Raw genomic sequence first — 25,905 nt, 5'->3', positions numbered from 1 at the left:
GGCCCGCCCGTCGCCCCCACCACTCCCTTCGGGCCCCATGGGCGCTCCTTTTTCTTCAACCACGGGGAGGAACCGTGTCCGGATTCGTAGAAAAGCCCGAGCCGATCCAGGTTCCGGGCCTGGTGCACCTGCACACCGGCAAGGTCCGCGAGCTGTACCAGAACGAGGCGGGCGACCTCGTGATGGTCGCCAGCGACCGCATGTCCGCCTACGACTGGGTGCTGCCGACCGAGATCCCCGACAAGGGCCGGGTCCTCACCCAGCTCTCCCTGTGGTGGTTCGATCAGATCGCCGACCTGATCCCCAACCACGTCCTGAGCACGGACCTGCCCGCCGGCGCCCCCGCCGACTGGGCCGGCCGCACGCTGATCTGCAAGCAGCTCCAGATGGTCCCGGTGGAGTGCGTGGCCCGTGGCTACCTCACCGGCTCGGGCCTGGTCGAGTACAACGAGTCCCGTACGGTCTGCGGCCTCGCCCTTCCGGAAGGCCTGGTCGACGGCAGCGAACTCCCCGCCCCGATCTTCACCCCCGCGACCAAGGCCGCGGTCGGCGAGCACGACGAGAACGTCTCCTACGAGGAGGTCGCCCGTCAGGTCAGCGCCGAGACCGCCGCCAACCTGCGCCAGGCCACCCTCGCCGTCTACTCACGCGGCCGGGACATCGCCCAGGAGCGCGGGATCATCCTCGCGGACACCAAGTTCGAGTTCGGCTTCGAGGGGGAGACCCTGGTTCTCGCGGACGAGATCCTCACCCCGGACTCCTCCCGTTTCTGGCCGGCCGACCAGTGGCAGCCGGGCCGGGCACAGCCGTCGTACGACAAGCAGTACGTCCGTGACTGGCTGACCTCGCCGGAGTCCGGCTGGGACCGCAAGAGCGAACTCCCCCCGCCGCCGCTGCCCGAGGAGGTCGTGGAGGCGACCCGGGCCAAGTACCTGGAGGCGTACGAGCGCCTCACGGGCACGGCCTGGAGCTGATCGACCCACACACGAGAGCCCCGGCGAAAGCCGGGGCTCTCGCCTGCCCCACGCGTCACACGACGCACGACGAAGGCCCCGGTCGCGGTGACCGGGGCCTTCGAATACGAGCGGACGACCAGGTTCGAACTGGCGACCTCAACCTTGGCAAGGTTGCGCTCTACCAACTGAGCTACGTCCGCGCTGCGCCGTGGCGCGAGAGCAACTATACCCAACCTTTCTCGCGCGCGAGCCGCACAGCCGAGTGACGGTTCTCCGCCCCGAGCTTCGAGACGGCCGACGACAGATAGTTCCGCACGGTCCCCTGCGACAGCGCGGCCCGCTCGGCGATCTCCGCGACCGGCGCCCCGTCCACGGCGAGCTCCAACACCTCCGCCTCCCGGGCGGTCAGCGGCGAGTCCCCGGCGGAGATCGCGTCGGCGGCCAACTCGGGGTCGACGTACCGATTTCCCGCGTGCACCGTGCGGATGATCTCCGCGAGCCGCTGCGCGCTGACGGTCTTCGGCACGAACCCACGCACCCCCGCCTCCAGGGCCCGCTTCAGATGCCCGGGCCGCCCATGACTGGTCACGATCAATACCCGGCAGTCGGGCAGCCCGGCCCGGAGGGATGTGGCCACCTTCACACCGTCCGCCCCCGGCATCCGTAGATCGAGTACGGCGACGTCGACCTTGTGCGCCAGCGCCATCGCCAGCGCTTCCGGCCCGGAGGCCGCCTCGGCCACGACCAACAGATCGTCCTCCAGGGACAGCAGCGCGGCGAGCGCGCCGCGGATCAGATGCTCGTCGTCGGCGAGCAGGAGCCGTACGGGAGCGGTCATCTCGTGACCTCACCCATGACCGCCGTATCGCTCGCAACCGAAGTGATCTTCACGCCCATCGTCGTAGTCAACGGCACCTCGGCCACCACCCGGAACCCCCCGGCCTCGGTGAACCCCGCCTCCAGCGATCCGTCCACCGCCGCGAGCCGCTCCCGCAACCCCGTCAGCCCCGACCCACCGCTCCCGTCGGAGGCCCGCGCCCTGTCGTTCTCCACGGTCAGCACCACCCGTCGGCCCGTCGTCGCCCGCCCCTCGCCAGGCGGCCCCTGAGCCACCCGCCCCTCAGCCGGCTCCCCTTCCGCCACCAGCTCTTCCACCAACCCTTCGACCACCCGGACGACCACCACGCACCGCTCCGCGTCCCCATGCCGCAGCACGTTGGTCGTGGCCTCCCGCACCACCCACCCCAGCGCCGACTGCACCTCGGCCGGAAATTCGGACACCTCGCCGCCGGTGACCTCGGACCGGATTCCCGCTGCCGTCAACACGCCCTGCGCACCGGCGAGTTCGACCGCGAGGTCGACCTCCCGGTACCCCCGTACGACAGCCCGCACCTCGCGCTGCGACTCCTGCGCGATGCGCTGCACCTCGATCATCTGCTCCACGGCCTCGGCCCGCCCGCGCCGCGCCAACTGGACGGCCAGCTCGCTCTTCAGCGCGATCACGGCGAGGTCGCGTCCCACCACGTCGTGCAGGTCCCGGCCGAACCTCAGCCGCTCCTCGGCGACGGCCAGCCGGGCCCGGGTCTCGCGGGCCGCGTCGAGTTCGTAGACGGCGTCGAGGAGCCAGAGGGAGAAGACGGCGGAGAAGGCCAGTACGCCGGCGCCGAACAGGACCATGAACGCAGAGAAGAGCGCGGTGGTGCCGGGCAGACCCATGGGGAACGCCACAACGGCGGAGCCCCCCGCGAAGCCCCCGACGATCGCGAAGACGCGCCGCCGGTTGCGGACACCGAGCGAGATGAACCCGGCGCCGAAGGTCAGAACCAGGCCGTAGACGGCGCCCGTGGCGCTGTCGACGTGCTCACCCTCCGGTCCGTGTTCCGCGATGCCGACAGCGGCCACCGCGACGCCCGCGGTGACGGCGGACAACAGCCACAGCAGCCGCACGGGCTGCGGGCGATGGCCCCGCGTCCAGTCCAGCGCCCGGGAAGCGGTCACCCCGCAGAGCACGGTGTGCCCACCCACCAGCACCAGCAGCGTCGCAGCAAGCCACCCGCTCACCTGGCCGAGGATCGCGAGCCCGGCCGTGGCGCCCTCCAGCACCGCGAAGAAGTGGAACGACCACCGCGTGTACGTCTCCACCTTCGCCGGTGTGTTCTTACGCCGCCACCAGCCGCTCGGCCCCCGCATCCGCCTGTCCCCGTCCCATTCCTCGTACTTCGTGCTCGTTCTCGTGCCGGTGGCTCAGCGCCTCGGCTCCCACCGGAACCACCGTCGTACAGCAAACACGCCGAACGCGGTCCAGGCCAGGGCCGTCAGCACCGGTCCCCCCGCCTCGTAGACCGACAGCTCACCGCTCCACCCGCCGCGCACGAGTGTGATCACCGGTGTCAGCGGCAGCAGGTCGAGCACCGTCGCCAGCCGGTCGGGCATCAGCTCCAACGGGACGGTGATCCCCGATCCGACCATCGAGATCATCATCAACGGCAGCGCGGTGACCTGCGCGCTTTCCACCGTGCGGGTGAAGCTCGCCGTCACGGCCGCCAGCGACGCGCACATCACCAGACCCAACAGCACGCCGACGACGACGAGATGGGGTGCCTCGGGGGCAGGCAGGCCGAGCAGCGCGGCACAGCCCGCCGCCAGGATCAGCGACTGGACCAACCCGGTTCCCACGGACGGCAGCGCGGCCCCGGCGAGGATCTCCCGGTCCCGCAGCTCACCGGTGCGCAGCCGCTTGAGGACGAGTTCCTCGCGCCGCCCGACGAAGACGCCGATGAGCGCGGAGTACACAGCGAACAGCAGCGAGAAGCCGACGGCTCCCGGCAGCAGTACCAGCCCGACGCTGAGGCCGGTGTCCGCGAGGTCCATGTCCTCGACCACGGACCGCACGCTGAACGGCAGCACCAGCGGCACGAACACGGCCGCGACGATCGTGCCCTTGCTGCGTCCGAACAGGGTCAGCTCGGCCCGTGCGAGGGCCCCCACCCGCCCCGCCGCCGTGGTGACGGTCCCGCCGCTCATACCGCGTACTCCTCGACATTCGCGGAAACGTCCGCACGATCATCCGAATCAGCCTCGGCCGATCCGGCCGCCTCCCGCGCGATCCCCAGGAACGCCTCCTCCAGCGAGGCCGACCGCACATCGAGCCGCCGCAGCTCCACCCCCGCCTCGGCCGCCCACCCCAGCAGCCCGGTGGCCGCCCGCTGAAGCTCCTGGGTCAAAAGTCGTACGGTGCTCCCCGCCACCTCATGTCCGCACACCCCCAGCTCGCCGAGCGGCGGCAGATCCCCCAGGAAGTATCCGTCGGGCAGGTCGAAGGAGATCCGGGACGGCTGCGCGGCGGTCACCTCGGCCGGGGTGCCGGCCGCCGCTGTGCGACCCGCGTGAAGGATCGCCAGCCGGTCGGCGAGACCCTCGGCCTCCTCCAGGTAGTGCGTGGTCAGCAGCACGGTCGTACCGCCGTCGCGCAGTGCGCGCACCAACTCCCAGGTCTCCCGACGCCCTTCGGCGTCCAGCCCGGTCGTCGGCTCGTCCAGGAACAGCACCTCGGGTCGGCCGAGCAGCGCGAGCGCCAGGTCCAGGCGGCGTCGCTCACCTCCGGACAGCTGCTTCACCCGGACGCCGGCCCGCCGCTCCAGACCGACGAGTGCGAGCGCTTCTCGTGGCGGGCGGGCCCCGCTCACACAGCCCGCCCACATCCGCGCGGTCTCCGCGACGGTCAGTTCGGAGGGAAAGCCGCCCTCCTGCAACATCACCCCGGTCCGCGGCCGTACGACGTGCCGCTCGGTGTAGGGATCGTGCCCGAGGATTCGTATCCGGCCGCTGGAGGGAGGTGCGAGTCCCTCCAGCAGTTCGACGGTCGATGTCTTTCCGGCGCCGTTGGTGCCGAGCAGCGCGAAGACCTCGCCGCGGCGCACGGAGAACGTGATCCCGCGTACGGCTTCGAACCCGCCCCCGTACACACGGCGCAGATCAGTGACCTCGATCACGTGTTCGCGTTCGTCGGTGTCCATGCCCTCAGCCTCCCGGTGATCCGGGACCGGTGGCAGTGCGGGTTGTCATCACCGCACATGACAAATGTCAGAGGTCAGAGCCCAGAGGACCAGAGACCAGTTCCCAGCACATACACGAAAAAGACCCCGGTCGAAACGACCGGGGTCTTGATCTGGAGCGGACGACCAGGTTCGAACTGGCGACCTCAACCTTGGCAAGGTTGCGCTCTACCAACTGAGCTACGTCCGCATTGCCTCCGACCGGCTCTCACCGATCGGCGCGAGCACCAGCCTACCTGATCCACAAGTGTGGTCGGACCAGTGGTGCAGAGCGGGTGACAGGAATTGCACACTGCGCCTTCCCCCTGGAAGGGGGATGTTCTACTACTGAACTACACCCGCATGTACTCCGTGGACTTGGCTTTTCGGCCTTGCCCCTCGGCGTGCTTCAGACTCTAGCTGATCAGGTGGGGTGCAACGCAAGTCGGTTGCCCTCAGGGCCCGCTGACGGTTCCTGAGGGCGCCACACCGTGGCTGTCACCGTGCGGCGGCGAACGCCTCGTAGACCTTCTTCGGGATGCGCCCGCGCGCCGGGACGTCCATCTTGTTCGCCTGTGCCCAAGCACGGACGGCCGCCGGGTCCGGCGCGACCTCCGTCTGCTTGTACGTCTTGCCGGACCTCGACCGCTTGCGGCCGGCGTCCACGTACGGCGCGAGCGCCGTACGCAGTTTCTTGGCATTGGCTGGGTTCAGGTCGATCTCGTACGACTTGCCGTCGAGTCCGAAGGCGATCGTTTCCGCCGCTTCCGAGCCGTCGATGTCGTCAAAGAGAGTGACCACGACCTTCTGCGCCACGAATATCGGTCCCTTCGTGCGGCATCTCTGCGATGACGTGCCAAGACGTCTGGGAGATGCCGACTGTCCGCCTGTTAATGGGCAAAGTATCTGCTATTGACAATTCATTTGTACAGTGCCCGGCATTGCAATGTGAAGCCCGACTAAATCTGTCCGCGTGTCCTCGGCGCAATAGGTCTGGTGCATCGATCCGGGATCTTTCCCTGAACTTTTCGTGAAGCTCCGGCTCCGATACCGGATCGTGACAGCCGTCACGTAGATTCCTACAACTCTACCCGCGTAGAAATTTTGTACGGGTAGTCTGAAGGCACCTGCAGGAACCTGCTCAGCACCACAACACCGGGAGTGCCAGTGGCACGCGTCGTAGTCGACGTCATGCTCAAGCCGGAGATCCTCGACCCCCAGGGCCAGGCGGTGCAGCGCGCACTGCCGCGGCTGGGTTTCGAAGGGATCTCCGACGTACGTCAGGGAAAGCGATTCGAACTGGAAGTTGACGGGACGGTCGACGAGGCCGTGCTCGCCCGCATCCACGATCTTGCGGAATCTTTCCTCGCCAACACCGTGATCGAGGACTTCACCGTCAAGGTGGAGGAAGTCGCGGAGGCCGCGAAGTGACCGCTCGTATTGGCGTCGTCACTTTCCCGGGCAGTCTTGACGACCGGGACACGCAGCGTGCGATCCGTCTCGCGGGCGCCGAGCCGGTCGCCCTGTGGCACAAGGACAAGGACCTTCATCAGGTCGACGCCGTGGTGCTGTGCGGTGGTTTCTCCTACGGCGACTATCTGCGCGCCGGTGCGATCGCCCGCTTCTCGCCGGTGATGGAGACCCTCATCGAGCAGGCGAAGGCCGGGCTGCCGGTCCTCGGTATCTGCAACGGGTTCCAGATCCTCACCGAGGCCCACCTGCTTCCCGGCGGGATGCTCGGCAACGACCACCTCCACTTCATCTGCCGCGACCAGAAGCTGCGGGTGGAGAACGCGGACACCGCCTGGACGACCGACTACGAGGCCGGCCAGGAGATCAACATCCCGCTGAAGAACATGGACGGCCGGTACGTCGCCGACGAGTACACCCTGGACAAGCTGGAGGCCGAGGGCCGCGTCGCCTTCCGGTACGTCGTCCGTGGCGACGCCGCTGCCGGATACGGCAACCCCAACGGCAGCCTCCGGGACATCGCCGGCATCACCAACGAGGCCGGCAACGTCGTAGGCCTGATGCCGCACCCGGAGCACGCCGTGGAGCCGCTCATCGGCTCCGGCCGCACCGACGGTCTCCCCTTCTTCACCTCGATCCTCAAGAAGCTGGTGGGCGCATGAGCAGGACGCCTCTGGACACGGTCGAGCACGCGACCGCGACCCCCGACGTCGAGCTGCCCTGGGCCGAACTCGGACTGAAGAAGGACGAGTACGAGCGGGTGGTGGAGATCCTCGGCCGCCGCCCGACCGGCGCCGAGCTCGCCATGTACTCGGTCATGTGGTCCGAGCACTGCAGCTACAAGTCGTCCAAGGTGCACCTGCGCCAGTTCGGCGAGAAGGCCCCCCAGTCCGACGCGCTGCTCGTCGGCATCGGCGAGAACGCGGGCGTCGTGGACGTCGGCCAGGGCTACGCGGTCACCTTCAAGGTCGAGTCGCACAACCACCCGTCGTACGTGGAGCCCTACCAGGGCGCCGCGACCGGTGTCGGCGGCATCGTGCGCGACATCATCGCGATGGGTGCCAGGCCGGTCGCCGTCGTGGACCCGCTCCGTTTCGGCGCCGCCGACCACCCCGACACCAAGCGCGTGCTGCCGGGTGTCGTCGCGGGCATCGGCGGCTACGGCAACTGCCTGGGTCTGCCCAACATCGGCGGCGAGGTCGTCTTCGACGCCTGCTACCAGGGCAACCCGCTGGTCAACGCCGGTGCCATCGGTGTCATGCGGCACGAGGACATCCACCTCGCGAAGGCGTCCGGCGCGGGCAACAAGGTCATCCTGTACGGGGCCCGCACCGGCGGCGACGGCATCGGCGGCGCGTCCATCCTGGCGAGCGAGACCTTCGACGACGCCAAGCCGTCCAAGCGGCCCGCGGTCCAGGTCGGCGACCCCTTCCAGGAGAAGCTGCTCATCGAGTGCACCCTGGAGGCCTTCAAGGAGAAGCTGGTCGTCGGCATCCAGGACCTCGGCGCGGCCGGTCTGTCCTGTGCCACCTCCGAGCTCGCCTCCAACGGCTCCGGCGGCATGCGCGTGACGCTGGACGACGTTCCGCTGCGTGACTCGACGCTCTCGCCCGAGGAAATCCTCATGAGCGAGTCGCAGGAACGCATGTGCGCGGTCGTCGAGCCGGAGAAGGTCGACCGGTTCCTGGAGATCTGCGACAAGTGGGACGTCATCGCCACGGTCATCGGTGAGGTGACCGACGGCGACCGTCTGGAGATCTACTGGCACGGCGGCAAGATCGTCGACGTCGACCCGCGCACGGTGGCGCACGACGGCCCGGTCTACGAGCGCCCGTACGCCCGCCCGCAGTGGCAGGACGCGCTGCAGGCGGACGACGCGAACAAGCTGCCGCGGCCGGCGACGAGCGAGGAGCTGAAGGACCAGGTCCTGAAGCTGGTGTCCTCGCCGAACCAGGCCTCCAAGTCCTGGATCACCTCGCAGTACGACCACTTCGTGCAGGGCAACACGGTGCTGGCCCAGCCCGAGGACTCGGGCATGATCCGCATCGACGAGGAGACCGGCCTCGGCGTCGCCATCGCGACGGACGGCAACGGCCGGTACGCCAAGCTGGACCCGTACACGGGCGCCCAGCTGGCCCTCGCCGAGGCCTACCGCAACGTGGCGACGACCGGCGCCAAGCCGCTCGCGGTCTCCGACTGCCTGAACTTCGGTTCGCCCGAGGACCCGGCGGTGATGTGGCAGTTCGCGGAGGCCATCCGCGGTCTCGCCGACGCCTGCCAGCAGCTCGGCACCCCGGTGACCGGCGGCAACGTCTCCCTGTACAACCAGACCGGCGAGGCGGCCATCCACCCGACCCCGGTGGTCGCGGTCCTCGGCGTCATCGACGACGTGGCCCGGCGCACCCCGGTCGCCTTCCAGGAGGAGGGCCAGCTGCTTTACCTCCTGGGCGACACGCGTGCCGAGTTCGGCGGTTCGGCCTGGTCGCAGGTCGTCCACGACCACCTCGGTGGCCTGCCGCCCGAGGTCGACCTGGAGCGTGAGCGGCTGCTGGCCGAGATCCTGATCTCCGCCTCCCGCGACGGCATGATCGACTCCGCGCACGACCTGTCCGACGGCGGTCTGGTCCAGGCCGTGGTCGAGTCGGCGCTGCTCGGCGGCAAGGGCGCACGGCTGATCGTGCCGGACGGTCTCGACGCGTTCACCTTCCTGTTCTCGGAGTCGGCGGGCCGCGCGGTCGTCGCCGTCCCGCGTTCGGAAGAGGTCCGCTTCAACGACATGTGCGGTGCGCGGGGTCTGCCCGTCACCCGCATCGGTGTCGTCGACGGAGACTGTGTGGAGGTCCAGGGCGAGTTCGCGCTCTCCCTGGAGGAGCTGCGCACGGCACACGAGGACACCATCCCGGCGCTGCTCGCGTAGGCCTGGTCCGCCTGCTGCCGGCCGTACGGCTGTGGAGGCCCCGCCCGTTTCGACGGGCGGGGCCTTCGTCGCCCGTGCGCGGCTGTGACGGGGCGGCCCCTGGCCGCCGAGTCGTTCGCCGCGCTCGGTCACCCGGTCCGGCTGCGGCTGCTGGGCGAGATCCTCGGCGGTCGCCGTACCGCCGCCGAACTGCCGGCCCTGAACCACCTGTCAGTGGACCCGGGGGGACGCTCACGAAAGGTCGGCTGATGGACGGCCGGATCCGGACACCGCACAAGGCCTGGTCTCCCACCGGCAGTGCCTCCGCGTCCCGCCCAACCGCGAGATCTTCTACGCGCCCACGAGCACACCCGGCCCGCCTACGCTGACCCCCATGCCCCCGGCCAAGAAGCGTGCGCGTACCTACGACCCCGGCAGGATCCGCACGGCGGTGCTCACCCAGTTCCGGAGCGTACGAGAGGCCGTACGCGCTCTCACCCCCGAGCAACTCGCCCTGCCCACGCGGCTGGCGGGCTGGACCGTCCGGGACCTGGCCGCGCACGTCGCGATGGCGGTGGAGACCGTCAGCCGCAACCTCGAGCGGGCGGAACCCCCGAAGGCGGAGCTCGCCCTCCTGGACTGGCCCTTCGCCACCGCCGCGCGAGCCGCGAGCATCTCCGAGGACACCCTGGACCTCGCCGCCGCCCACCCCGACCTGAACGCCCTCTACGCCCGCACCGAGGAACGGCTCACCGAGGCCATCGCCACCGCTCCCGGCGGCCGCCTCCTCGCCGCCCGTACCGGCGCCATCACGCTCGCCGACTACCTCGTGACCCGCACCGTCGAACTCGTCGTCCACACCGACGACCTCAACGCCGCCGTCCCCGGCCTGGACATCCCGTACGACCGTCAGGCGCTCGCGGCCGCCACCCGGCTCCTGGCCGACGCCCTCGCCGTCAAGGCTCCCGGCGGCTCCACCGAGGTGCGGATCCCGCCGTACGCCGTGGTCCAGTGCGTCGAAGGACCCCGGCACACCCGCGGCACCCCGCCCAACGTCGTCGAGACCGACCCGCTGACCTGGATCCGGCTCGCGTGCGGACGGTCGACCTGGACGGACGCGGTGAAGGAGGCGAAGGTCAGCGCGAGCGGGGAGCGGGCGGACCTGGGCGGATTGCTGCCGTTGCTGGGCTGAGCCCGGACCCTGAGGGGAGCGGGAGAGGGCCCAGGTGGACCGGAGTGGAACCGATCACCCCGTATGTCCCGTCGAACCGGCATGTACCGGCAGAAGCAGCGACTGATCAAGCCCCTGATCACGACGGCCGCCGTGGCCCTGCTCCCCCTCGCGGCGGCCTGCGGCAGCGAGAAGGCGGGCAGCGGCGGCGAACAGGCCGACAGCGGAGCGGTCGGCGCCGAACGGCCCGTCACCGATGTGCGCTGGAACATCGACAGCGTCACCGCCGACGGCACGACGCACCAGACCGACGAGAACGCCCACCTCACCTTCGACAAGAAGACCGGCAAGGTCGGCGGCCGGCTCGGCTGCAACCACGTCAACGCCAAGGCCACCGTGCGCGACGGACATATCACCCTGGGCGCCCCGGCCACCACCCGAATGATGTGCGACGCCTCACTCATGAAGACCGAACGGGCCCTGCTGCGCCTCTTCGACGGGCAGGTCAGCTACCGGATCGACCAGGAAACTCTCACGCTGACCAGCGCAAACGGCACGAGTGCGCGGGCGGTCGCCGCCGAGTGATCCACTTCGGCCCAGAACTCTGGAGCATTCCCCAATTCGGACCAGTGGTCGATCTCGCCTACACTCGGTGGCGTGCCACGTGGTGACGGTCGACTCAGTCATGATCTGCTCCCCGGTGAGAAAGGCCCCCAGGACGCATGCGGCGTCTTCGGTGTCTGGGCTCCGGGCGAAGAGGTCGCCAAACTCACTTACTTCGGGCTCTACGCCCTTCAGCATCGAGGTCAGGAATCCGCGGGAATCGCGGTCAGTAACGGTTCCCAGATCCTCGTCTTCAAGGACATGGGACTGGTCTCCCAGGTCTTCGACGAGACCTCGCTCGGTTCGCTCCAGGGTCATATCGCGGTCGGTCACGCCCGCTACTCGACCACCGGGGCCTCCGTGTGGGAGAACGCCCAGCCGACGTTCCGGGCCACCGCGCACGGTTCCATCGCGCTCGGCCACAACGGCAACCTGGTCAACACGGCGCAGCTCGCCGAGATGGTCGCCGACCTCCCGAAGGACACCAACGGCCGCTCGACCCGCGTCGCGGCCACCAACGACACCGACCTGCTCACCGCGCTCCTCGCGGCCCAGGTCGACGACGACGGCAAGCCGCTGACCATCGAGGAGGCCGCCCCCGTGGTCCTCCCCCAGGTCAAGGGCGCCTTCTCGCTCGTCTTCATGAACGAGCACACCCTGTACGCCGCCCGCGACCCGCAGGGCGTCCGCCCGCTGGTCCTCGGCCGGCTGGAGCGTGGCTGGGTGGTCGCCTCCGAGTCCGCCGCCCTCGACATCTGCGGCGCGGCGTACGTCCGCGAGATCGAGCCCGGCGAGTTCGTCGCCATCGACGAGAACGGCCTGCGCACCTCACGATTCGCGGAGGCGAAGCCCAAGGGCTGTGTCTTCGAGTACGTGTACCTGGCCCGCCCCGACACCGACATCGCCGGGCGGAACGTGTACCTCTCCCGCGTGGAGATGGGCCGCAAGCTCGCCAAGGAAGCCCCGGTCGACGCCGACCTGGTCATAGCGACCCCGGAGTCCGGCACCCCCGCCGCCATCGGCTACGCGGAAGCGTCGGGCATCCCCTTCGGCGCCGGGCTGGTCAAGAACGCCTATGTGGGCCGGACGTTCATCCAGCCCTCACAGACCATTCGCCAGTTGGGCATCCGGCTGAAGCTGAACCCCCTCAAGGAAGTCATCAAGGGCAAGCGCCTGGTCGTCGTCGACGACTCGATCGTGCGCGGCAACACCCAGCGCGCCCTGGTCCGCATGCTCCGCGAGGCGGGCGCGGCGGAGGTCCACATCAGGATCTCCTCGCCGCCCGTGAAGTGGCCCTGCTTCTTCGGCATCGACTTCGCCACCCGCGCCGAGCTCATCGCCAACGGCATGACCATCGACGAGATCGGCACCTCGCTGGGCGCCGACTCCCTGGCGTACATCTCCATCGACGGCATGATCGAGGCGACCACGATCGCCAAGCCGAACCTCTGCCGTGCCTGCTTCGACGGTGAGTACCCGATGGATCTCCCGGACCCCGAGCTGCTCGGCAAGCAACTCCTGGAGACCGAGCTGGCCGCCGGGCCCGCCGCCACGGCCGCGGCCGACGCGATCCGACGCCCGTAGACAGCCCCGGATCATCCGCAGACGACCGCAGTACGACCGCCGTACGACTGCGATGACGACTGCGATGACGACTGCAAACCGACACGAAAGTTCTCACCGCCATGTCTGAGACAACTGGTGCCAGCTACGCAGCCGCGGGCGTCGACATCGAGGCGGGCGACCGCGCCGTCGAGCTGATGAAGGAGTGGGTGAAGAAGGCGCAGCGCCCCGAGGTCCTCGGCGGCCTCGGCGGTTTCGCCGGCCTCTTCGACGCCTCCGCCCTCAAGCGCTATGAGCGCCCGCTGCTCGCGTCCGCGACCGACGGCGTCGGCACGAAGGTCGACATCGCGCGCCAGCTGGGCGTCTACGACTCCATCGGCCACGACCTGGTCGCGATGGTGATGGACGACATCGTGGTGTGCGGTGCCGAGCCGCTGTTCATGACCGACTACATCTGCGTCGGCAAGGTCCACCCCGAGCGGGTCGCGGCCATCGTCAAGGGCATCGCCGAGGGCTGTGTGCTGGCCGGCTGCGCCCTGGTGGGCGGCGAGACGGCCGAGCACCCCGGCCTGCTGGGCCCGGACGACTTCGACGTCGCCGGCGCCGGTACCGGCGTGGTGGAGGCCGACCGCCTGCTGGGCCCGGAACGCATCCGTACGGGTGACGCGGTCATCGCCATGGCAGCCTCCGGTCTTCACTCGAACGGGTACTCGCTCGTCCGGCATGTCCTGCTGAACCAGGCCGGTCTCGCACTGGACGCGCGGATCGAGGAGTTCGGCCGCACGCTGGGTGAGGAACTGCTGGAGCCCACCAAGATCTACTCGCTGGACTGCCTGGCCCTGACCAGGACCACCGACGTCCACGCCTTCAGCCACGTCACCGGCGGCGGCCTCGCCGCCAACCTGGCTCGTGTGATCCCGGACACGCTGCACGCGATCGTCGACCGCTCCACCTGGACCCCGGCCCCGGTGTTCGACCTCGTCGGCAGGACCGGTCAGGTCGAGGGCCTGGAGCTGGAGAAGACCCTGAACATGGGCGTCGGCATGATCGCGATTGTGCCCGAGGAGTCGGCGGACGTGGCCCTGGCCACCCTGGCCGACCGCGGGGTCGAGGCGTGGGTGGCCGGCGAGATCACGGACCGCGGCGATCACACCACGGGTGCGGAACTGGTCGGCACGTACGCGAACTGAAAGTCACGTACTCGAACTAAAAGCGTGTCCGCTGCCACCGGAGAGCGTCTGTGCTCCGGTGGGCGTCCACGCGATCTGTACGACGCCTGGCCCGACGAGGGGCAGAGCAAAACCCGGTCCGGCGGTGGAAACCGCTGGACCGGGTCACGCTGAGCTGAATCGTCAAGCGCCGCGGCGTTGTGACGCGGGACCGGACTGATCGTCCTCGTCCTCATCGTCGTCGTTGTACAGATCCGCGTACTGGGCGTACGGGTCGTCTTCGTCTTCGTCGTCCTCGAACGGCTCGCCGTTCGGAGGCTGACTCGAAGTCGAAGCGCCCAGCTCGCTGGCCAGACGCGACAGGTCAGTCCCGCCGCTGTTGTACTTCAGCTGGCGGGCGACCTTCGTCTGCTTGGCCTTGGCCCGGCCGCGCCCCATGGCTCGACCCCCTCGGTGACGGGGCTCGACGGCCCCAGAGTCTTGACACGCGTTCATGATCTGGAACGGGCTCTCCGTGGAGAGACCGGTCCGTAGGGCTTCCACGGTACCTGAGCCCGCGCCCATACGGTACGTCGCCCGCAGGACGTGCCCGAACCCAGGACCCTCGGGGTGCCCCGTCCCCGCTGGTCAACCGCGATTTTAACCACTTCTCGGCAGGCGACCCGCCGACGGACGTGAGAGTTCTCTCTAAGTGTGCGCCGACGGGTACCGATCAAACCCGGGAAGTGCCTTCTCAGCTCCTCCCGCGCGCCTCCGCCATCCGCTGTTCGGCGATCCGGTCGGCGGCGGCGGCCGGCGGAATCCCATCTGCCTTCGCACGTGCGAATATGGCGAGCGTGGTGTCGTAGATCCGCGCGGCCTTGGCCTTGCACCGTTCGAAGTCGAACCCGTGCAGCTCGTCGGCGACCTGGATGACACCGCCGGCGTTCACCACGTAGTCCGGCGCGTAGAGGATCCCGCGGTCGGCGAGGTCCTTCTCGACGCCCGGGTGAGCCAGCTGGTTGTTCGCGGCGCCGCAGACAATCGTCGCGGTGAGCGCAGGCACCGACTCGTCGTTCAGGGCCCCGCCGAGCGCGCAGGGAGCGTAGATGTCGAGACCCTCGACCCGGATCAGCGCTTCGGTGTCGGCGACCACCGCCACGGACGGGTGCGTGTCGGCGATCCGCCGCACGGCTTCCGGCCGCACGTCGGTGATCACGACGCGGGCGCCCTCCTCCAGGAGGTGCCCCACCAGGTGGTGCCCGACCTTGCCCACGCCGGCCACGCCGACCGTGCGGTCGCGCAGCGACGGGTCGCCCCACAGGTGCCGCGCGGAGGCCCGCATGCCCTGGTAGACGCCGAACGCGGTGAGGACGGACGAGTCGCCCGCCCCGCCGTTCTCCGGCGAGCGCCCGGTGGTCCACCGGCACTCACGGGCCACGACGTCCATGTCGGCGACGTAGGTGCCGACGTCGCACGCGGTCACGTACCGGCCGCCGAGTGAGGCCACGAAACGGCCGTACGCGAGCAGCAGCTCTTCGGTCTTGATCAGATCGGGATCGCCGATGATCACGGCCTTGCCGCCGCCGTGGTCCAGACCGGCCATGGCGTTCTTGTAGGACATCCCGCGCGCGAGGTTCAGCGCGTCCGCGACGGCCTCCGCCTCGGTCGCGTAGGGGTAGAAGCGGGTACCGCCGAGCGCGGGGCCCAGTGCGGTGGAGTGGAGGGCGATGACGGCCTTCAGGCCAGTGGCCCGGTCCTGGCAGAGCACGACTTGCTCATGACCGCCCTGTTCCGAGTGGAACAGGGTGTGCAGTACATCAGCAGGTGCGCCGGTTACGTCGGTCACGGTGGTGACTCCTGTAAGTAGTTGCGGCGGTCGGAGACCAGCTCCCGTGTGGGTGGCGGGGACTGTGAGCACGAGATTAGAGCCTGGAGGCCCCGTCATCGGCGCAGCGCTCGGGATCACCTCCACCCGGAGCAACCTCGTGGGACGATTTGCATGGGTTTCCCGCTCGTCGGGTGCGGGTTTCGCAGGTTTTCCCGGCAGACGGCGGGGGAGGGAGCAGGCGTGCCCAAGGTGTCCTCCGTGATCGTCCCGTACGCGACCTATCTGCGCGTGTACGAACCGCTGGCCGCCTTCCCGGAGCCGGAGCGCGGCTACTGGGCCCGCTATGCCCGCCGTGCCGACCGCCCCTCGTACCAGGACGAGCTGCGCCGCTCCCTGGCCGACCTGCTGCCCACCCCGCCGATCCCGGTGCCGGTGCACGAGAGCAGCGACGCGTTCGTGCTCGATGTGGACGGGGCGGTGTGCGTCTGTCCGTGGCGCACCCGGCTGCGCGGCTGGCAGGCCCTGGACGAGCTGCCCGAGGAGCTTCCGCAGCCCGTCCTGGACGCGGTGCTGCCCCCCGTCGTACGGCGTCAGGCGGCCCAGGACTACGAGCGGTGGCTGGCCCGCAACCCGGACGCGCGGCCTTGGATCCGTACCGCGACCTGGCAGGTGCCGCTGAACTGGTTCGTGCTGGTCTCCGACGAGGAACGCCGGTTCGACAAGGGCTCCGGCGACGCCCCGCCGATGCTGCGTTACCGCACGCCCATGGTCCAGGCCCGACGGCGGGTGGCGCGGGCCCTGAGGACGCTCAAGGACGCCATCGACGAGGGCGCGCTGATCGACGGCCTGATCGACGTGGGGCGCTGGCTGGAGGAGTTCCACCCGCGCTCGCTGGTGGAGCTGGACTACGGCGGTCTGGTGCACGTGCTGCCGGCCGGCGAGCTGGAGGACGATCACTCGGCGGCCGACGTGGCCGCGGGGATCGAGGCGCTGCGGCGCGGTGAGGGTGACGAGGCTGCGGAGGCGTACGCCCGGCTCGTGGAGCGGTGGCGGTCGGTGCGTAACCGGCGCTCGGCGAACTGAACGCGCCCCCTGGTGGCGAACCGACGTTTGACCTGACGCCCGTTTTGGGGTTTCGTCCTCGCACATATGTACTGAGGTTTCGTCAACAAGGGACGTAGTTCCGGATCAGGGCGTTCGCCCCAAGTGTGTCAAGCGTGACGGAACGCACGTACGCGGCCCTTGCGCCCCTTGCCCCTCCTCATGCCAAAATAGGACAAGGAGTCCGGGGAGGACTCCTTTCGCCCCGTTGCCTTGCGATGTGGGCGAAATCTCAGCATTGCACGCTTTGGGGGGCCTGATGTCTCCTGATCGTCCTGTGACTGATCGTCACAGTGGCGTGACTGTCCGCTATGGCATGGTCCATCGGCTTCCGTGGCTGATGAACACCTGGAGGGGCAATTCCATCGGTTTGGCCTACGCGGCTGGACAGATGGTGTAGTTGTAGTGCCGAGGACAAGCCGTTCGTCCTATAACCGACTCGACTCGCGTCCGCCATTTCGGGCAACGCGGGTCAAGGTGCAGAATTTAGAGGAATGAACCGAGAAGGTTCGGTTCTCCCGAGGAGGCCGCTCATGACCGCTCGCACCCCTGATGCCGAGCCGCTGCTGACCCCGGCTGAAGTCGCCACGATGTTCCGCGTCGACCCGAAGACGGTCACGCGGTGGGCGAAGGCCGGCAAGCTCACATCCATCCGTACGCTCGGCGGGCACCGCCGTTACCGCGAGGCTGAGGTCCGCGCGCTGCTCGCGGGCATCCCGCAGCAGCGCAGCGAGGCCTGAACAACTGAATAACCGGGCAAAACCGGCAGGTCCCCCACTTGTCGTAGCGCCCGGCACCACAGCTCCAAGCGACGCGGGTCCTGCCCCAACAGGCCTCACGCCCAAGCCTCCAGGGGCTTTCCGAGCACAACACAGGGTGCGTCGTCGATCGCGCTGGACTCCGCCGAGTCCAGCGCGATCTTTTTGTGTGCGGAACGTGTCCGATGAGGCGGGTCTGTGAGCGGCCTTGTCGGAGTCTGGGGAGGGCTGTCGGGTCCGCTGTGGACCGCTCTCCGAGGGTGGTGCAATTGCACATATAAAATTGACCACTTGTAGGTGAGGCGTAAGTACCGCAGTTTCAAAAACTCATGCGGTGACACCCGTCACACGTCACAGTCCTTGTTGCGCCTTACTCAGGTGCGTTAGAGGAGGCATGTGTTCCAGCGGCCCCTGGGTGGTGGGCGGTTGGGAATCGCCGGTGGTCACGCGGGGGCGGGGCTCCCGTCCTCCGCGTCCGCGTCCACGTCCCTGGCGGTCTCCTTGGCAGGCTTCGGGGCGGCTGGCGGGCTGGCTTGCGGGGTGGTTCGCCGGGCGGCGGGTGGCACGGGCGGCGGGCTGGTCGGCTGCACGGTCGGTGGGGCGGAGTCCATCGCCAGCCGCAACAGGCGGTGGCAGATCGGACAGTGGCGCGTCAGATGGCGATAGGAGGAGGCGGCCGACAGGTGCGCACGGAGCAACGCCCGTGTCTCGTGCCTGGTCGATGCCGCCATACGCCACCTCCGGGAGGCCGCACGCGAGGCAGCCCTGACTTCTGGGTACCGGGGGAACGGGACGCCGTCAAGACGGCGTGTACGTCCCCGCGGGGCCCCTTGACGGGGTCATCCCAGAAGAAACCCAGGCCCTGCCGGGTGGCGAGGCTCGCGCGGGCGTCGGACACGAAGAAGGGCCCGCATCCCTGACGGGGTACGGGCCCTTCTCTACTGCGGTCCTGACGGGATTTGAACCCGCGGCCTCCACCTTGACAGGGTGGCGAGCACTCCAAACTGCTCCACAGGACCAGGTTTTGCGGCGCTGATCGTGCGTTGCGCTGCGAGACGAGACTCTACAGGAGCTGGCGCCTCCTGGTCGAACTCACCCAGGGTGCGGATGTCACTACGGTACGGCCGCGTCGATCGCCTTCACGATCCGCTTGTCGGAGACCGGGTAGGCCGTCCCCAGCGCGTGCGCGAAATAGCTGACCCGCAGCTCTTCGATCATCCACCGGATGTCCCGCACCGAGGACGGCACCGGGCGGCCCTGCGGCAGCTGTTCCAGCAGCCACGCGTACTCGTCCCGCATCTCGTGGACCTTCTCCATGCGCGTGGTGTCCCGCTGGACGTTCGTCGGCATCTGCTGCAACCGACGGTCCGCGGCGACCAGATAGCGCATCAGGTCGGGCAGCCGCCGCAGCCCCGCCTCCGTCACGAAGCCCGGCTTCACCAGGGCGTCCAGCTGCCCCCGTACGTCCGCCAGGTTCGCCAGCAGCACGGCACTGCGTACGCCCTTCAACCGGCGCTCACAGGCCTGCCAGGCGGCCAGCACCTGCTGCACCTGGCCCACCGTACGGACGGTCGTGTCGACGATCTCCGCGCGCACCTTCTCGTACAGCTTGCGGTACGACTCCTCGTCCCACACCGGGCCGCCGAAGTCACCGATCAGCTTGTCCGCCGCGGCCATGGCGCAGTCGTCGAAGAGCGCCTGGATCGACCCGTGCGGATTCGCGGACAGGGCGAGCTTCTGCGCGTTGGTCAGGCGATCGCTCGCGAATTTCGCCGGGTTGACCGGGATGTTGCGCAGGATCAGCCGCCGGGTGCCCTTCCACATCGCCTCCGCCTGCTCGGCCTCGGTGTCGAAGAGCCGTACCGAGACGGTGTTCGCCGTCGGTCCGTCGTCGACCAGCGCCGGGTACGCCTTCACCGGCTGGCCGGCGCGCCGGGTCTCGAAGACGCGGGTCAGGGAGCCGATCGTCCAGTCGGTGAGGCCCTTGCGCTCCAGGGACTCGCCGCCCTGACGCTGGGCGGTGGCGGCCGCCGCCTGGGACAGGGCCTGCCTCGCCTTCGGCCGCAGACGGAGCTTCAGCGCCTCCAGGTCCTTGTCCTCGGCCAGCTTGCGGCGGCGCTCGTCGACGATCCGGAAGGTGATGCGGAGATGGTCGGGGACCCTCGACCAGTCGAAGTCGTCCGCGGTGAAGGGGACGCCGACCATGCGCTTGAGCTCACGCGCCATGGTTGTGGTGAGCGGCTCCTGGAGGGGCACCGACGTGTCCAGGAACCGCTTCGCGAAGTTCGGCGCCGGCACGTAATGACGACGGATCGGCTTCGGCAGGGAGCGGATCAGTTCGGTGACGACCTCTTCCCGCAGGCCCGGGATCTGCCAGTCGAAGCCCTCGTCCGTGACCTGGTTGAGGACCTGGAGGGGAACGTGGACGGTCACACCGTCCGCGTCCGCGCCCGGCTCGAACTGGTACGTCACCCGGAACTTCAGCGGGCCCTGCCGCCACGAGTCCGGATAGTCGGCCTTGGTGACCGCCTCCGCCGACTCCCGGATGAGCATCTCCCGCTCGAAGTCGAGGAAGTCGGGCTGCTCGTGCCGCTTGCGCTTCCACCAGGAGTCGAAGTGGGCGCCGGAAACGACGTGTTCGGGCACCTTCTGGTCGTAGAAGTCGAAGAGCGTGTCGTCGTCGACCACGATGTCCCGGCGCCGGGCCCGGTGCTCCAGCTCCTCGACCTCGCTGAGGAGTCTGCGGTTGTCGGCGAAGAACTTGTGGTGCGTGCGCCAGTCACCCTCTACCAGGGCGTTGCGGATGAAAAGCTCTCGGGAGGTCTCCGGGTCGATCCGGCCGTAGTTGACCTTGCGCTGCGCGATGATCGGGACGCCGTACAGCGTGACCTTCTCGTACGCCATCACCGCCGCCTGGTCCTTCTCCCAGTGCGGCTCGCTGTACGTGCGCTTCAGCAGGTGCTCGGCGAGCGGCTCGACCCACTCCGGCTCGATCTTCGCGTTGACCCGCGCCCAGAGCCGGGACGTCTCCACCAGTTCGGCGGACATCACGAAACGCGGGGGCTTCTTGAAGAGGGCCGAACCGGGGAAGATCGCGAACTTGGCGTTGCGGGCGCCCAGATAGTCGTTCTTCGCGCCCTCCTTCACGTCCTTCATGCCGATGTGGGAGAGCAGGCCGGCGAGGAGCGAGACGTGGACGCTCTGGTCGGCCGCGTCCTCCTCGTTCAGATGGATGCCCATCTGCTTGGCGACCGTGCGCAACTGCGTGTAGATGTCCTGCCATTCGCGGATGCGCAGAAAGTTCAGGTACTCCTGCTTGCACATGCGCCGGAAGGAGGAGGAACCCCGCTCCTTCTGCTGCTCCCGCACGTACCGCCACAGGTTGAGGTAGGCGAGGAAGTCGCTGGTCTCGTCCCGGAAGCGGGCGTGCTGCTGGTCGGCCTGGGTCTGCTTGTCGGCGGGGCGCTCGCGCGGGTCCTGGATGGACAGCGCGGCCGCTATGACCATGACCTCCCGGACACAGCCGTTCTTGTCGGCCTCCAGCACCATCCGGGCCAGCCGCGGGTCCACGGGCAGCTGCGCGAGTTTGCGGCCGGTCTGCGTGAGCCGCTTGCGTACGTCCTTCTCCGCGGGGTCCAACGCGCCCAGTTCCTGGAGGAGCTGGACACCGTCACGGATGTTGCGGTGGTCCGGCGGGTCGATGAACGGGAACTTCTCGATGTCGCCGAGTCCTGCCGCGGTCATCTGCAGGATGACAGAGGCGAGGTTCGTCCGCAGGATCTCCGCGTCGGTGAACTCGGGCCGGGCGTCGAAGTCGTCCTCGCCGTAGAGGCGGATGCAGATGCCGTCGCTGGTGCGACCGCAGCGGCCCTTGCGCTGGTTGGCGCTGGCCTGCGAGATCGGCTCGATGGGCAGGCGCTGGACCTTGGTGCGGTGGCTGTAGCGGGAGATACGGGCGAAACCGGGGTCGATGACGTACTTGATCCCGGGAACGGTCAGCGAGGTCTCCGCGACGTTGGTCGCCAGGACGATCCTGCGTCCGGTGTGCTGCTGGAAGACACGGTGCTGCTCGGCATGCGAGAGCCGGGCGTACAGGGGCAGCACCTCGGTGAACCGGAACTTCTTCTTCTCCAGCGCGTCCGCGGTGTCCCGGATCTCCCGCTCCCCGGAGAGGAAGACGAGGATGTCGCCCTTGCCCTCGCCCATCAGCTCTTCGACGGCTTCGGTGATCGCGGTGATCTGATCCCGGTCGGAGTCCTCGCCGTCCTCCTCCAGGAGCGGGCGGTAGCGGACCTCCACGGGGTACGTACGCCCGCTGACCTCGACGATCGGGGCATCCCCGAAGTGCCGGGAGAAGCGCTCCGGATCGATGGTCGCGGAGGTGATCACGACCTTCAGATCGGGTCGCTTCGGCAGCAGTTGGGCGAGGTAGCCAAGGAGGAAATCGATGTTCAGGGACCGCTCGTGGGCCTCGTCGATGATGATCGTGTCGTAGGCGCGCAGCTCGCGGTCGGTCTGGATCTCGGCGAGCAGGATGCCGTCCGTCATCAGCTTGACGAAGGTGGCCTCCGGGTTCACCTGGTCGGTGAACCGCACCTTCCAGCCGACGGCCTCACCGAGAGGCGTGTCGAGCTCCTCCGCGACCCGCTCGGCGACGGTACGGGCGGCGATACGACGGGGCTGGGTGTGCCCGACCATGCCGCGCACCCCGCGCCCCAGCTCCAGGCAGATCTTCGGGATCTGTGTCGTCTTGCCGGACCCGGTCTCGCCGGCGACGATGACCACCTGGTGATCACGGATGGCGGCCGCGATCTCGTCCTTCTTCTGGCTGACGGGCAGCTGCTCGGGGTAGCTGACGGCCGGCACACGCGCCTTCCGCGCAGCCATACGAGCCTCACCCTTGGCCACCTCCGCCTCGATCTCAGCGAGTACGGCGGCCCGAGCCTCGGGCTTACGGATCTTGCGCGCACCTTCGAGCCGCCGCCCGAGTCGCTGCGCGTCGCGCAAGGAGAGCTCGGTCAGGCGGGGGGCGAGGTCGCTGAGGGCGGGGGCAGGGTGCGTAGACATACGGGACCCAGGATCTCACCCTCGCGAATTTCGTGGCGAACGCTTTTGTGTCCGGCGGTGTGATCAGGGCCCTCGGACGCTCATAGCCCGAGCCGATGCATGCGACACACAACAAGGCCCCGATCCGAAGATCGGGGCCTTAGCTGTGGCTGGGGCCGGGGTCGAACCGGCGACCTATCGCTTTTCAGGCGATCGCTCGTACCAACTGAGCTACCCAGCCACGAGGTTTCACGTGAAACCCCAGCGGTCCTGACGGGATTTGAACCCGCGGCCTCCACCTTGACAGGGTGGCGAGCACTCCAAACTGCTCCACAGGACCTTGCTGTGCGTACGACAGTGTCGCACACGGTATTGCGTGCCCCCAACGGGATTCGAACCCGTGCTACCGCCTTGAAAGGGCGGCGTCCTAGGCCGCTAGACGATGAGGGCTATCGGCCCGCCTGGGCGCTGTGTCAGCGCGTCGGGGACGTGTGAAGCATAGGCGATGGCGGGAGGGATCGCCAAAACGGTTTAGGGGGCCTCGGCGGACGGGGTGGAAGGGCTGGGGGAGGACGAGCCGGGGGAGGGGGTGGCGCCGGGCTGGTTCTCCTTGACCAGGTGGCGGCTGACCTCGGCTGTCGTCAGGCCCAGGCCGCCCAGTTCGATCTCGTCCCAGGCCTGGAGCCGACGGGTGTCGCGGTCCATGTAGAGGATCGAGGCCTGGATGGGGTCGGGGTACTTGCCCTCCACCGCGCGCAGTCCGCTGCCGCCGGTGGAGCCCTCGAGCCGCAGCCGGGTGCCGTACTTCATGACCTCCATCTCCTCGTGGTGGAGGTGGCCGGCCAGGGCCAGCGGGACCGCGCCGTCGACCTCGCGGACCGCCGCCGGCTCATGGGCGACGGCGATGTCGGCGGGGGTGCCGGCCGCGCGCTGGTCGCGCAGGGCCGAGGCCAGGCGGGCGCCCGCCAGTACCTGGGCCGCGTCGCCGCCGGGCCGCGTCGAGCGGTCGGGCGTGAACTGCGGGTCGCCGATGCCGGCGAAGCGCAGGCCGGCGATGGTCTGCGCCCGGCCGTCGTCCAGGACGTGCACGTTCTTCATCCGGGACAGATAGCGCTGGGTGAGCGTCGAGTCGTGGTTTCCGCGGACCCAGACGTACGGGGCGCCCAGGTCCTCGATCGGGTCCAGGAAGCCGTTCTCGGCGGCCGTGCCGTGGTCCATGGTGTCGCCGGAGTCGACGATCACGTTCACCTTGTACTGCTCCACCAGCGAGGCGATGATCTTCCAGCTCGCCGGGTTCAGATGGATGTCGGAGACGTGCAGAACGCGGATGGTGGACGGGTCGGGTGCGTAGGCCGGGAGCGTGGAGGTGGCGTCGTACAGCTTCGTCACGTTGGTGACCAGACGGGCCAACTCCTTCTGGTAGACGTCGAATTCGGTGACGATGCTGCGGGCGTTGCCGACCAGGGACGGTGCCGAGGAGAGCAGTCCGGAGAACTTCGGTTCGAGGACCGACTCCGGGTTCCAGGTCGCGTACGCCGTGGTGCCCGAGGCGGCGAGGAGGGTGAACGCCAGGCCGCCGGCGGCGAGGGCACGGCGAGGGCGGCGGTAGACCGCGAGACCCAGGGCGGTGGCGCCGGAGACGACGGCGACACAGGAGCGGACGGCCAGGTCGAGGGTGCCGTGGGCGACGTCCTGGGTGACCTCGTCCTGGAGTCCGGCGAGGCGTTCGGGGTGGTCGACCAGGGCATGGGAGCGGACCGGGTCGAGCTGGTCGACGTTGACGTCCAGGCGGACGGGGGCGTGGTGGCTGTCCATCTGCAGCGCGCCGAGCGGCGAGACGTTGATCTTCGTGCCGCCGGTGAGTGACGGACGCAGGGTCATCGTGGTGTTCATGGGGCCGACCGGGGCCCGTACGTTGCCGACGATCAGCAGGCCGAGCCAGGCGCCGAGCACGACGACGGCGACGAGCCCGAGGGCGCGGACCCAGGGGTGCGGCTGCTGGACCAGTTCGACGACCGGTTGCGGGCGCCCCGTGCGGTAGCGGCGGGCGATGGTGCGCGGGGTCCTGCGGATGGGGTTCACGAGGTTCCGGACGGCGACGGGGACGCGGGCCATTGGTCCCGTATGCCCAAGTCCGCCTGTTGATATGCGGGAGTTTGGGGAGCGCGGGGAGTGCCGGGGCGCTCGTGACTCTCGTACAGGCGTTCCGTACCGGACAATGGGCCTGTGCTGGAGATGACGCGCGAGGAGTTCGAGGAACTGGTCGCCGAGGCGCTGGACCGGATTCCGCCGGAGTTGACGCGGCTGATGGACAACGTCGCGGTGTTCGTCGAGGACGAGCCCTCGGCGGACGATCCCGAGCTGCTCGGGTTGTACGAGGGGACTCCGCTGACCGACCGGGGTGAGTGGTACGCCGGCGTGCTGCCGGACCGGATCACGATCTACCGGGGGCCGACGCTCAGGATGTGCGCGTCGCGGGAGGAGGTCGTCGCGGAGACGGAGGTGACCGTGGTCCACGAGATCGCGCACCACTTCGGGATCGACGACACCCGGCTGCACGCACTCGGGTACGGATGAGCCGTAGGGAGTGAAGGAGTTCGATACGGGCGCGTGTCCTCTTGTGGGCGACGGGAGTTGGACGGGTTGACTCGTTCACCCTCCACCGGAGGTGGCTGCCCGTGCGCCCCTTGTACGTACCCGTCCGTCTGGCCGCCACGGTCATGGCCGTCGCCGCTGCCGCCGGCTGTATGAGCGTGGGTGACGACGACGGGGGTGGCGGGGGCGCGAAGCCGTCGCACTCGGCCGGGCAGCGGGGTGGTGAGGAGCCCGACGGCGGGGCGGCGAGGTCGGGCGGTGGTGTGGACGTCGGCGCGGCGGCCGGTGGTGGCAGGCACGGGCCCGGCAAGCACAAGAAGGGCAAGGGGGCGTCGGCGCGGGCGTCTGCCCCGGCTGAGGCGGCGGACGGCGCGTCCGCCCCGGCGGAGGACGGGCAGGTCAGGCCCCCGAAGCCGGGGGTGCCGTCGCCGACCAGGGCCGACCCGGTGCCCACCGGGACGGTCGAGCAGCCGCCGCCACCGCCGACACCGACGCCGCCCCCGCCGCCGGCGTCGCCGACCCCCGATCCGCCGACCCCCGAGCCGTCGTCCTCGGCGCACGAACCGCCGGGACCGCAACCGCAGCTGGCGCAGCGGGAACCCGCACCGGAGGCGGGGGCACCGGCGTAACCCCCGCGCCAGCGGTGCGACTTGCGCGTGACCTGCGTGCGCGCCCGTGTGACCTACGTCTATCCGGCTCGGTTTGCCTTGGGGGGAGAGGGGTGCGTATGGTG

General features: G+C 69.2%; 22 protein-coding genes, 7 tRNA genes and 1 pseudogene. 13 read left to right on the top strand and 17 right to left on the bottom strand.

Going from position 1 to position 25,905, the window contains the following annotated elements; all coding sequences use genetic code 11:
* The first annotated feature begins 74 nt into the window (after nt 1–74).
* A complete protein-coding gene (locus ABZ027_RS05230) occupies nt 75–974 on the top strand; it encodes a phosphoribosylaminoimidazolesuccinocarboxamide synthase (RefSeq protein WP_356764521.1) in 900 nt (299 codons plus the stop codon).
* A gap of 109 nt (nt 975–1,083) precedes the next feature.
* Here ABZ027_RS05230 and ABZ027_RS05225 read toward each other — a convergent pair.
* The 8 genes from ABZ027_RS05225 to ABZ027_RS05190 all read right to left on the bottom strand — a co-directional run bounded on the left by ABZ027_RS05225 (nt 1,084) and on the right by ABZ027_RS05190 (nt 5,806).
* Nucleotides 1,084–1,156, bottom strand: a tRNA-Gly gene (locus tag ABZ027_RS05225).
* Nucleotides 1,157–1,179: 23 nt separating this feature from the next.
* Nucleotides 1,180–1,794, bottom strand: a complete 615-nt coding sequence (locus ABZ027_RS05220; RefSeq protein WP_356764519.1) for a response regulator transcription factor — start codon at nt 1,792–1,794, stop codon at nt 1,180–1,182.
* Nucleotides 1,791–3,146: a histidine kinase gene (locus ABZ027_RS05215; RefSeq protein ID WP_356764518.1), complete on the bottom strand. Its 1,356-nt coding sequence runs from the start codon at nt 3,144–3,146 to the stop codon at nt 1,791–1,793. The genes ABZ027_RS05220 and ABZ027_RS05215 overlap by 4 nt, the downstream gene beginning before the upstream one ends.
* Before the next feature lie 54 nt (nt 3,147–3,200).
* Nucleotides 3,201–3,980 (bottom strand): ABC transporter permease, encoded by a 780-nt coding sequence (locus ABZ027_RS05210; RefSeq protein WP_356764517.1) that lies wholly within the window; start codon nt 3,978–3,980, stop codon nt 3,201–3,203.
* Nucleotides 3,977–4,972, bottom strand: coding sequence for an ABC transporter ATP-binding protein (locus tag ABZ027_RS05205; RefSeq protein WP_356764515.1), 996 nt, complete (start codon nt 4,970–4,972; stop codon nt 3,977–3,979). Before ABZ027_RS05205 ends, ABZ027_RS05210 begins: the two co-directional genes overlap by 4 nt.
* Nucleotides 4,973–5,125: 153 nt before the next feature.
* Nucleotides 5,126–5,201 (bottom strand) — tRNA-Gly (locus ABZ027_RS05200).
* Between the two features lie 80 nt (nt 5,202–5,281).
* Nucleotides 5,282–5,353, bottom strand: a tRNA-Gly gene (locus ABZ027_RS05195).
* 135 nt (nt 5,354–5,488) lie between these two features.
* Complete coding sequence (locus tag ABZ027_RS05190) at nt 5,489–5,806, bottom strand: Lsr2 family protein (protein ID WP_356764513.1); 318 nt, start codon at nt 5,804–5,806, stop codon at nt 5,489–5,491.
* Between the two features lie 351 nt (nt 5,807–6,157).
* Here ABZ027_RS05190 and purS point away from each other — a divergent pair, with 351 nt between their 5' ends.
* The 8 genes and pseudogenes from purS to purM all read left to right on the top strand — a co-directional run bounded on the left by purS (nt 6,158) and on the right by purM (nt 13,883).
* The gene (gene purS / locus ABZ027_RS05185) at nt 6,158–6,421 is read left to right on the top strand and encodes a phosphoribosylformylglycinamidine synthase subunit PurS (protein WP_356764512.1); all 264 of its coding nucleotides are present in this window, start codon (nt 6,158–6,160) and stop codon (nt 6,419–6,421) included.
* Nucleotides 6,418–7,122, top strand: a complete 705-nt coding sequence (gene purQ / locus ABZ027_RS05180; RefSeq protein WP_356764510.1) for a phosphoribosylformylglycinamidine synthase subunit PurQ — start codon at nt 6,418–6,420, stop codon at nt 7,120–7,122. Before purS ends, purQ begins: the two co-directional genes overlap by 4 nt.
* The gene (purL, locus tag ABZ027_RS05175) at nt 7,119–9,377 is read left to right on the top strand and encodes a phosphoribosylformylglycinamidine synthase subunit PurL (RefSeq protein WP_356764508.1); all 2,259 of its coding nucleotides are present in this window, start codon (nt 7,119–7,121) and stop codon (nt 9,375–9,377) included. The genes purQ and purL overlap by 4 nt, the downstream gene beginning before the upstream one ends.
* Before the next feature lie 102 nt (nt 9,378–9,479).
* Nucleotides 9,480–9,587 (top strand): annotated as a pseudogene (locus ABZ027_RS05170) (ArsR family transcriptional regulator); the annotation flags it as partial.
* Between the two features lie 163 nt (nt 9,588–9,750).
* Nucleotides 9,751–10,548, top strand: a complete 798-nt coding sequence (locus ABZ027_RS05165; RefSeq protein ID WP_356764506.1) for a sterol carrier family protein — start codon at nt 9,751–9,753, stop codon at nt 10,546–10,548.
* A gap of 81 nt (nt 10,549–10,629) precedes the next feature.
* Nucleotides 10,630–11,112, top strand: coding sequence for an META domain-containing protein (locus tag ABZ027_RS05160; RefSeq protein WP_356764899.1), 483 nt, complete (start codon nt 10,630–10,632; stop codon nt 11,110–11,112).
* A gap of 72 nt (nt 11,113–11,184) precedes the next feature.
* Nucleotides 11,185–12,714 carry an amidophosphoribosyltransferase gene (gene purF, locus ABZ027_RS05155; RefSeq protein WP_356764504.1) on the top strand — a complete coding sequence of 510 codons (1,530 nt, stop codon included), beginning with the start codon at nt 11,185–11,187 and terminating at the stop codon, nt 12,712–12,714.
* A 101-nt stretch (nt 12,715–12,815) separates the two neighbouring features.
* Complete coding sequence (gene purM / locus ABZ027_RS05150) at nt 12,816–13,883, top strand: phosphoribosylformylglycinamidine cyclo-ligase (protein WP_356764502.1); 1,068 nt, start codon at nt 12,816–12,818, stop codon at nt 13,881–13,883.
* 162 nt (nt 13,884–14,045) lie between these two features.
* On the opposite strand, the gene ABZ027_RS05145 is transcribed toward purM, so the two are convergent.
* Nucleotides 14,046–14,300 (bottom strand): DUF3073 domain-containing protein, encoded by a 255-nt coding sequence (locus ABZ027_RS05145; protein ID WP_356764500.1) that lies wholly within the window; start codon nt 14,298–14,300, stop codon nt 14,046–14,048.
* Nucleotides 14,301–14,595: 295 nt separating this feature from the next.
* Nucleotides 14,596–15,690, bottom strand: coding sequence for a Glu/Leu/Phe/Val dehydrogenase dimerization domain-containing protein (locus ABZ027_RS05140; RefSeq protein ID WP_356764498.1), 1,095 nt, complete (start codon nt 15,688–15,690; stop codon nt 14,596–14,598).
* A 222-nt stretch (nt 15,691–15,912) separates the two neighbouring features.
* Here ABZ027_RS05140 and ABZ027_RS05135 point away from each other — a divergent pair, with 222 nt between their 5' ends.
* Together ABZ027_RS05135 and bldC are read left to right on the top strand one after the other, a co-directional pair.
* The gene (locus tag ABZ027_RS05135; protein WP_356764497.1) at nt 15,913–16,755 is read left to right on the top strand and encodes a hypothetical protein; all 843 of its coding nucleotides are present in this window, start codon (nt 15,913–15,915) and stop codon (nt 16,753–16,755) included.
* A 551-nt stretch (nt 16,756–17,306) separates the two neighbouring features.
* Nucleotides 17,307–17,513 (top strand): developmental transcriptional regulator BldC, encoded by a 207-nt coding sequence (gene bldC, locus ABZ027_RS05130; RefSeq protein WP_003949541.1) that lies wholly within the window; start codon nt 17,307–17,309, stop codon nt 17,511–17,513.
* A gap of 461 nt (nt 17,514–17,974) precedes the next feature.
* Here the strand turns inward: bldC and ABZ027_RS05125 are convergent, their stop codons facing one another.
* The 7 genes from ABZ027_RS05125 to ABZ027_RS05095 form a co-directional block, all read right to left on the bottom strand.
* A complete protein-coding gene (locus ABZ027_RS05125; RefSeq protein WP_356764495.1) occupies nt 17,975–18,262 on the bottom strand; it encodes a DUF6274 family protein in 288 nt (95 codons plus the stop codon).
* A gap of 213 nt (nt 18,263–18,475) precedes the next feature.
* Nucleotides 18,476–18,550, bottom strand: a tRNA-Asp gene (locus tag ABZ027_RS05120).
* 94 nt (nt 18,551–18,644) lie between these two features.
* Nucleotides 18,645–22,598, bottom strand: a complete 3,954-nt coding sequence (hrpA, locus tag ABZ027_RS05115; RefSeq protein WP_356764493.1) for an ATP-dependent RNA helicase HrpA — start codon at nt 22,596–22,598, stop codon at nt 18,645–18,647.
* A gap of 146 nt (nt 22,599–22,744) precedes the next feature.
* A tRNA-Phe gene (locus tag ABZ027_RS05110) sits at nt 22,745–22,818 on the bottom strand.
* Nucleotides 22,819–22,842: 24 nt separating this feature from the next.
* Nucleotides 22,843–22,917, bottom strand: a tRNA-Asp gene (locus ABZ027_RS05105).
* Nucleotides 22,918–22,954: 37 nt separating this feature from the next.
* Nucleotides 22,955–23,027, bottom strand: a tRNA-Glu gene (locus tag ABZ027_RS05100).
* 81 nt (nt 23,028–23,108) lie between these two features.
* Nucleotides 23,109–24,692, bottom strand: a complete 1,584-nt coding sequence (locus ABZ027_RS05095) for a metallophosphoesterase (RefSeq protein WP_356764491.1) — start codon at nt 24,690–24,692, stop codon at nt 23,109–23,111.
* 111 nt (nt 24,693–24,803) lie between these two features.
* Between ABZ027_RS05095 and ABZ027_RS05090 the strand changes: the two genes are divergently transcribed.
* On the top strand, nt 24,804–25,154 hold the full coding sequence (locus tag ABZ027_RS05090) for a metallopeptidase family protein (protein ID WP_356764489.1): 351 nt from the start codon (nt 24,804–24,806) through the stop codon (nt 25,152–25,154).
* 101 nt (nt 25,155–25,255) lie between these two features.
* A complete protein-coding gene (locus ABZ027_RS05085) occupies nt 25,256–25,801 on the top strand; it encodes a hypothetical protein (protein ID WP_356764487.1) in 546 nt (181 codons plus the stop codon).
* Nucleotides 25,802–25,905: the final 104 nt, after the last annotated feature.

This window comes from Streptomyces sp. NPDC006332 (genome assembly GCF_040612855.1).
Lineage (GTDB): Bacteria > Actinomycetota > Actinomycetes > Streptomycetales > Streptomycetaceae > Streptomyces.
The sequence above is the reverse complement of the archived record's forward strand: the minus strand, read 5'-3'. Positions and strand labels throughout refer to the sequence as shown.

What these genes read in the sequence shown, in the direction of transcription:
- ABZ027_RS05220 (WP_356764519.1), bottom strand. Translation starts at nt 1,794, where the DNA reads ATGACCGCTCCCGTACGGCTCCTGCTCGCCGACGACGAGCATCTGATC.
- ABZ027_RS05215 (WP_356764518.1), bottom strand. Translation starts at nt 3,146, where the DNA reads ATGCGGGGGCCGAGCGGCTGGTGGCGGCGTAAGAACACACCGGCGAAG.
- ABZ027_RS05210 (WP_356764517.1), bottom strand. Translation starts at nt 3,980, where the DNA reads ATGAGCGGCGGGACCGTCACCACGGCGGCGGGGCGGGTGGGGGCCCTC.
- ABZ027_RS05205 (WP_356764515.1), bottom strand. Translation starts at nt 4,972, where the DNA reads ATGGACACCGACGAACGCGAACACGTGATCGAGGTCACTGATCTGCGC.
- purL (WP_356764508.1), top strand. Translation starts at nt 7,119, where the DNA reads ATGAGCAGGACGCCTCTGGACACGGTCGAGCACGCGACCGCGACCCCC.
- ABZ027_RS05165 (WP_356764506.1), top strand. Translation starts at nt 9,751, where the DNA reads ATGCCCCCGGCCAAGAAGCGTGCGCGTACCTACGACCCCGGCAGGATC.
- ABZ027_RS05160 (WP_356764899.1), top strand. Translation starts at nt 10,630, where the DNA reads ATGTACCGGCAGAAGCAGCGACTGATCAAGCCCCTGATCACGACGGCC.
- purM (WP_356764502.1), top strand. Translation starts at nt 12,816, where the DNA reads ATGTCTGAGACAACTGGTGCCAGCTACGCAGCCGCGGGCGTCGACATC.
- ABZ027_RS05145 (WP_356764500.1), bottom strand. Translation starts at nt 14,300, where the DNA reads ATGGGGCGCGGCCGGGCCAAGGCCAAGCAGACGAAGGTCGCCCGCCAG.
- bldC (WP_003949541.1), top strand. Translation starts at nt 17,307, where the DNA reads ATGACCGCTCGCACCCCTGATGCCGAGCCGCTGCTGACCCCGGCTGAA.
- ABZ027_RS05125 (WP_356764495.1), bottom strand. Translation starts at nt 18,262, where the DNA reads ATGGCGGCATCGACCAGGCACGAGACACGGGCGTTGCTCCGTGCGCAC.
- hrpA (WP_356764493.1), bottom strand. Translation starts at nt 22,598, where the DNA reads ATGTCTACGCACCCTGCCCCCGCCCTCAGCGACCTCGCCCCCCGCCTG.
- ABZ027_RS05095 (WP_356764491.1), bottom strand. Translation starts at nt 24,692, where the DNA reads ATGGCCCGCGTCCCCGTCGCCGTCCGGAACCTCGTGAACCCCATCCGC.